Genomic DNA, 234 nt, shown 5'->3' with positions numbered 1-234 from the left:
GACCGATACCGACAAGCGCAAGAAGTAACGAGAGATCACACGCAAGAGCACTTTATGAGCAAAGACTACAAGGATCTGCTGGTTTCCCTCGACATCGGCACGTCGAAGGTCGTGGCCATCGTCGCCGAGCTGAAGGGCGAAGGCCATTACGAGGTCATCGGCCTCGGCCAGAGCGAATCGAAAGGTCTGAAGAAGGGCGTGGTGGTCAACATCGAGGCCACCGTGCAGTCGATC

1 pseudogene is annotated in these 234 nt (G+C 56.8%); it reads left to right on the top strand.

Annotated elements, in window-relative coordinates:
• Positions 1 to 54: 54 nt before the first annotated feature.
• Positions 55 to 234: pseudogene (locus SB751_RS35485) on the top strand (cell division protein FtsA); the annotation flags it as partial.

This window comes from Cupriavidus sp. SIMBA_020, assembly GCF_046535395.1.
GTDB lineage: Bacteria > Pseudomonadota > Gammaproteobacteria > Burkholderiales > Burkholderiaceae > Cupriavidus > Cupriavidus campinensis.
This window is presented reverse-complemented; position numbering and strand designations above follow the sequence as displayed.